This window comes from Kitasatospora sp. NPDC059747 (assembly GCF_042732955.1).
GTDB lineage: Bacteria > Actinomycetota > Actinomycetes > Streptomycetales > Streptomycetaceae > Kitasatospora.
This window is the reverse complement of record NZ_JBHWGV010000112.1, coordinates 1-5,734: the sequence shown is the minus strand read 5'-3', so window position 1 is coordinate 5,734 and position 5,734 is coordinate 1. Positions and strand designations below refer to the sequence as shown.

At 76.0% G+C, this 5,734-nt stretch carries 5 protein-coding genes; all 5 read right to left on the bottom strand.

What is annotated here, in order from left to right; genetic code table 11:
* Positions 1-122: 122 nt before the first annotated feature.
* The gene (locus tag ACFV4G_RS34545; RefSeq protein WP_380446138.1) at positions 123-1,184 is read right to left on the bottom strand and encodes a hypothetical protein; all 1,062 of its coding nucleotides are present in this window, start codon (positions 1,182-1,184) and stop codon (positions 123-125) included.
* Positions 1,185-1,286: 102 nt separating this feature from the next.
* Positions 1,287-1,868 (bottom strand): hypothetical protein, encoded by a 582-nt coding sequence (locus tag ACFV4G_RS34540; RefSeq protein WP_380446155.1) that lies wholly within the window; start codon positions 1,866-1,868, stop codon positions 1,287-1,289.
* Positions 1,869-2,056: 188 nt separating this feature from the next.
* On the bottom strand, positions 2,057-3,379 hold the full coding sequence (locus ACFV4G_RS34535) for a glutamate-5-semialdehyde dehydrogenase (protein WP_380446137.1): 1,323 nt from the start codon (positions 3,377-3,379) through the stop codon (positions 2,057-2,059).
* A 67-nt stretch (positions 3,380-3,446) separates the two neighbouring features.
* Positions 3,447-3,971: a hypothetical protein gene (locus tag ACFV4G_RS34530; RefSeq protein WP_380446136.1), complete on the bottom strand. Its 525-nt coding sequence runs from the start codon at positions 3,969-3,971 to the stop codon at positions 3,447-3,449.
* A 152-nt stretch (positions 3,972-4,123) separates the two neighbouring features.
* On the bottom strand, positions 4,124-5,260 hold the full coding sequence (proB, locus tag ACFV4G_RS34525) for a glutamate 5-kinase (RefSeq protein ID WP_380446135.1): 1,137 nt from the start codon (positions 5,258-5,260) through the stop codon (positions 4,124-4,126).
* Positions 5,261-5,734 lie beyond the last annotated feature (474 nt).

The following is a 5,734-nucleotide window of genomic DNA, read 5'->3' as shown; positions in this document are numbered from 1 at the left end:
GCGCCCCCGGGGCCCCCCCCCCCCGCGCGGGGTTGGTTTCAACCCCCCCCGCCCGGCGCCGGGGGGTCCCCCCCCGGGGGGGCCCCCGGCGGCGGGGCGTTCCCGCCCACCCGCGCCCCGCCTCAGCTCCCGGCCAGCACCCCGCACACCTGCCACGCCGGGTGCGCGTGGTCGCCCGGGTCGACCGCCGCCGGCCCCGGCACCCGGACGCCCTGCGGGGTCGCGAGCACCGGCTGCAGGAAGCCCGCCATCGACGTCGTGCACGGCTCCGGCCCGGCCTGGACCACCGCGTCCACCAGCCGCAGCTGCGCCGCGCCGAGGTCGATCCGGTCGAACTGGAAGGTCAGCTCCCGCCGCACGGTCTCCAGCGTGACCGGGGCGCCGGCGGGGGCGCCGGCCGGCCTGAGCGCGTAGACGAAGGTGTGGTCGGTGGTGACCTGCAGCGTGCCGCTGTCCGCCTCGTCGACCCGCATCACGCCGGCCACCTTCACGGTGTCGGTCGCCAGGGCCACCTGCGCCGGGTCGAAGCGGACCAGCCAGCCGGTCACCGCGTGGTGCCGGTCGTCGACGGGCTGTGCCACGCTCGCGTCGAACCCGGCCTGCTCGCCGGGCGTCACGAAGGCCCGCACGTCGGCGGTGGCGCCCTGGACGAGGGCGGCCGGCGCCAGCGAGGAGGCGACCAGGTAGCGCTGCACGGTGTCGAGCGCCTTGGTCACCTCGACCCGGCTGAAGTGCTCGGTGGACGTCCCGGCCGGGGTGTTCAGCCCCATCGTCCCGTCCCCGTACCCCGTCGGCAGCGCGGCGAACGGGTTCGCCGGGTCGGCGACCGGCCGCACCGCCGAGGCCGGGCTCAACGCGACCAGGCTGACGGTCAGTTGGCTGCCCTCGGGGCGCGCGGCCGTACCCTTCGGCGAGCTGACCCCGAAGTACACGGCGGCCGCGAAGGCCAGCAGGATGAGCAGCAGCAGCGCGAGCGCCTGGCGGGGCACCGTGCCGAACGGGCCGAGCCGCACCTTGGGCCGGGTGGCCCGGCCGAAGGAGCCGGCCAGCCGCTCCCGGGCGGACAGCTCCTGGATCCGGGCAGCCCGCACGAACGATTCGTCGAAGACGACGGACCGGTACTCGTCCTCGTTTCCGGACCCACCGTCGGGCGTACCCTCCGGAGGCTCTCGCGGGTCACCCACACCACCAGGGTAGGCGCACCCCCGCCCCGCCACGAGGGTGCTCACGCAGATTCCCGGGAACGCTGCGTGACCACCCGCCCCGGGCGCACGACCCCCGCGGGATCAGCCGGCGGGCGCGGTGACCACCAGCGACGGCTCGGCGGGCGGTGCGGGCGCGGGCGTCGGGTCGACCCCGGCGCTGCTGCTCCCGGAATCCGGCCGCGGGGGCGCGCCGGAGGCGCCGCCCACGCCCTGGTAGATCGCCGCGACGGCGACCGCCACCAGGCTCACGCCCATGATCACCGCGAGCACCCACGCGACCGGCCGGTGCCAGCGCTGCTGGGCGACGTAGCGCCCGCGCCCCCGCACCGGACCGCCGTCGCCCCGGCCCCGGCGGCGGCCCGAACGGCCCACCGCCCGGCCCGGCCCTGACCACGGATCAGGGTAGAGGTGGTCGTCGTCGAGCCGGCTCGGGTACGGGCGCAGCTCCAGCGGCACCCCGTCCCCGGCCGGGACGTCATAGCCCCAGCCCGGACCCGCGGTGTCCGGCTCGAGCCTGGCCTCGGCAGCGGCGAGCTGCCGCTCCTTGGCCGTCGGCTCGTGCACGGCGGCGGACCGGACGAAGGCCTCGTCGAAGACCACGGTGGCGAACTCGTCGTCCGCACCACCGTGGTCGGAGCCGTCGGGGTACGGCAAGCCCCCCACATCCTCAGCCACGGATTCAGCGTATTACCGGGCGGGCGATTTGTCTGTGGCTCCTGCCAGTTGGTCCGTCACACGTGTGACGCTGACCCCGTCCATCCCGACCGGAGGCCCAGGCCGCCCGCCCCGAGCGCCCCGGCCACGCGCCCCGAGGCCCGGCCACCCCGACCGGAGGCCCCGGCCGCCCCCGCTCAGAACGCGTCGGCGTCCCCGCCCACCGTCTGCGCGGCCTCGCCGCGGACGTGCCCGTCACCGGTGACGATGTACTTGGTGCTGGTCAGCTCCGGCAGGCCCATCGGGCCGCGGGCGTGCAGCTTCTGCGTGGAGATCCCGATCTCCGCACCGAAGCCGAACTCACCGCCGTCGGTGAAGCGGGTCGAGGCGTTGACGGCGACGGTGGTCGAGTCGACCAGCCGGGTGAAGCGCCGGGCGGCGGCCTGCGAGGTCGTCACGATCGCCTCGGTGTGGCCGGAGGACCAGCGGCGGATGTGCTCGACGGCGGCGTCCAGCGAGGGCACCACGGCGGCGGCGATGTCGTACGACAGGTACTCGGCGCCCCAGTCCTCGTCGGTGGCCGGCACGACGGTGGCCCCGGTGCCCTCGGCGGCCTTGAGCACCGCGTCGTCGCCGTGCACCGTCACCCCGGCACCGGCCAGGGCGGCGAGCGCGAGCGGCAGGAAGGCGTCCGCGACGTCCTGGTGCACCAGCAGCGTCTCGGCCGCGTTGCAGACGCTGACCCGCTGCGCCTTGGAGTTCAGCAGGATGCCGACGGCCATCGCCAGGTCCGTCCGCGCGTCCACGTAGACGTGGCAGTTGCCGGTGCCGGTCTCGATCACCGGCACGGTCGAGCCCTCGACCACGGCGCGGATCAGCGAGGCGCCGCCGCGCGGGATGAGCACGTCCACGAGGCCGCGGGCGCGCATCAGCTCCTGGACGGAGTCGCGGCTCTCGCCCGGGACGAGCTGGATCACGTCGGCGGGCAGCCCGGCCGCGGCGACGGCGTCCCGCAGGACGGCCACCAGCGCGGTGTTGGAGCGGTAGGCCGAGGCCGAGCCGCGCAGCAGCACCGCGTTGCCCGACTTCAGGCAGAGCGCGGCGGCGTCGACGGTGACGTTCGGCCGGGCCTCGTAGATGATGCCGACCACGCCGAGCGGCACCCGCACCTGGCGCACGTCCAGACCGTTGGGCAGCGTGTAGCCGCGCACGACCTCGCCGACCGGGTCGGGCAGGCCGGCCACGCTGCGCACGTCGGCGGCGATCGCCGCGATCCGCTCGTCGGTCAGCGTCAGCCGGTCGATCACGGACTCCGCCGTCCCGGCCTCGCGGGCCCGGGCCACGTCCTCGGCGTTGGCCGCGACGACCTCGGCGGCACGGGCGACCAGCGCGTCCGCGATCGCCAGCAGCGCGGCGTCCTTCGCGCCGCGCGGCAGCGGGGCGAGCGCGGCGGCGGCCTCCCGGGCACGGCGCGCTACGGCGAGGACGGGGCTGTCGGCGGGGGCGAGGTCGCTGGTCATGCGCCAAGGGTAGCGACTGCGCCACGCCCGCCGAGCCCCCGTTTCGCGCGATGAGACGGCCCGGCGGTCAGTACGGGTGCACGCCGCCCAGGTGCGGCGGCGGATCCCCGAAGCCCTCCGCCACCCGCTTGTGGTACGTCGCCCGGTCGACCACCTCCAGGCCGACGATCTCCCACGGCGGCAGGTTCGCGGTCACCTTGTGCTCGCCCCACAGCCGCAGCGCGATCGCCGCCGCGTCGTGCAGGTCCCGGGCCTGCTCCCAGTAGCGGATCTCCGCGTGGTCGGCGGCGTACCGGGCGGTCAGGAAGAACGAGTGGTCGTGCGCGAGCCGCTCCAGCGAGGCGCGCAGCGAGGTCAGCGGCGTGACCTGGCCGGCCACGCTCAGCACCACGTGCCACAGCCGCGCCTGCTCGGGCACGGTCGGCGGCTCCCCCGCCTCCCGGTGGTCCGGCCGCAGCCTGCGCACCCCGCCGGGCCTCTGCGGCGGCGGACCGGACGACTCGGCGGGAGCGTCCTCGCGTCCGCCGTCGATGCTGGTCAGCCGCCGGCCCGCCGTTCCTCCGGTCAGCGCTGCCTCGCGCCTGCGTTCCACCGGCGGCCTCCTGTTCGGCGATGTCCTGTCGTCCCCCCACCCGTCCCGCCGGCGTTCGGCCGGCGCGCACGGCTGCGCCCCTCCTCGCCCGGCGGCCGGGCCCCTCCCCGTGCGGAGCGGCCCCCGGCCGGCACCCGCCCCGCGCCGGCCGGTCAGCCGCGCAGGACGACCAGGTCGTCGCGGTGGACGACCTCCCGCTCGTACGCGGCGCCGAGCTCCTGGGCCAGGTCACGGGTGGACCGGCCGAGCAGGCGGGGCAACTCCCTCGCATCAAAGTTGACCAGCCCGCGCGCCACGATGTGGCCGTTTTCGGCAATCAGGTCCACCGGATCACCCGCGGCGAACTCGCCGTCGACCTTCACCACCCCGGCCGGCAGCAGCGACGCACCCCCGGAGACGACCGCCTCGACGGCCCCCGCGTCGAGGTGCAGGGCGCCGCGCGGGCTGCTCGCGTGGGCGAGCCAGAGCATCCGGTCGGAGGTGCGGCTGCCGGTGCGCAGGAACAGGGTGCCGGTGGGCCGGCCGGCCAGCGCGTCGGCGGCGTGGCTGGCGGCGGTGAGCACCACCGGGATGCCGGCGCCGGTGGCGATCCGGGCCGCCTCGACCTTGGTGACCATGCCGCCGGTGCCGACGCCGGCCTTGCCCGCGCTGCCGATCTGGATGCCGTCGAGGTCGTGCGGGCCGCGCACCTCGGCGATCCGGCTGGTGCCGGGGCGGGCCGGGTCGCCGTCGTAGAGGCCGTCCACGTCGGAGAGCAGCACCAGCAGGTCGGCCCGTACGAGGTGGGCGACCAGGGCGGCCAGCCGGTCGTTGTCACCGAACTTGATTTCGGCGGTGGCGACGGTGTCGTTCTCGTTGACGACGGGCATCGCGCCCATCGCCAGCAGCTGGTCGAGCGTGCGGTAGGCGTTGCGGTAGTGCGCGCGCCGGCTGGCGTCCTCGGCGGTGAGCAGCACCTGGCCGACCCGGATGCCGTAGCGGGCGAAGGAGGCGGTGTACCGGGCGACGAGCAGGCCCTGCCCGACGCTCGCGGCGGCCTGCTGGCGGGCCAGGTCCTTGGGCCTTTTCTCCAGGCCGAGCGGGGCGAGGCCGGCGGCGATGGCGCCGGAGGAGACCAGGACGACCTCCGGCGCGTCCGCGCGGGCGCGCACCTTGGCGAGCGCGTCCACGAGGGCGTCGACGCGGTCGGCGTCCAGGCCGCCGGCCGCCGTGGTGAGTGAGGAGGAGCCGACCTTGACGACGATGCGCCGTGCGGTCAGCACCTCCTCCCGCAGTGAGTCGTCGCTCATCTCGCTGTACGCCCTTCCGGTGTGGTGCGGGTGCGGCCATGCCGTGGACCGGGTCGCCGGGCCCGGCCGTCACCCCCGAAATCTACGCGATCCGTGCAGGTCGGCCGCAGGGTATTTCACCGGCTGGACCCGGCCCGGTCACGGCCTCGCCACAGCCGGGCCACCAATCCGGATGGCTGGTATGGTCCCTGACCGAAAGCCAGATCGGGGGACGGCTTCTTGCCCGCTGGACCCACTCGTCTTCGACCCTCAATGCCATCGGGCGGCACCGCACTGGGCATGCCGGCAACGGTTCGCGGTCGCGCGCCCAGGAGTTAGCGCACCATGCGTTCGTACACCACGAAGCTGACCGTCGCCGCACTGGCGGCGGCCACCGCCCTGTCCCTGGCCGCCTGCGGCCCGGACAACTCGGACACCGGCGCCGCCACGGGCGGCGCCACCGGCTCGACCGCCCCCCCGACCCGCGCGGCCCCC

Coding starts and splice junctions, on each gene's coding strand:
- proB (WP_380446135.1), bottom strand. CDS start 5,260: ATGAGCGACGACTCACTGCGGGAGGAGGTGCTGACCGCACGGCGCATC.
- ACFV4G_RS34535 (WP_380446137.1), bottom strand. CDS start 3,379: ATGACCAGCGACCTCGCCCCCGCCGACAGCCCCGTCCTCGCCGTAGCG.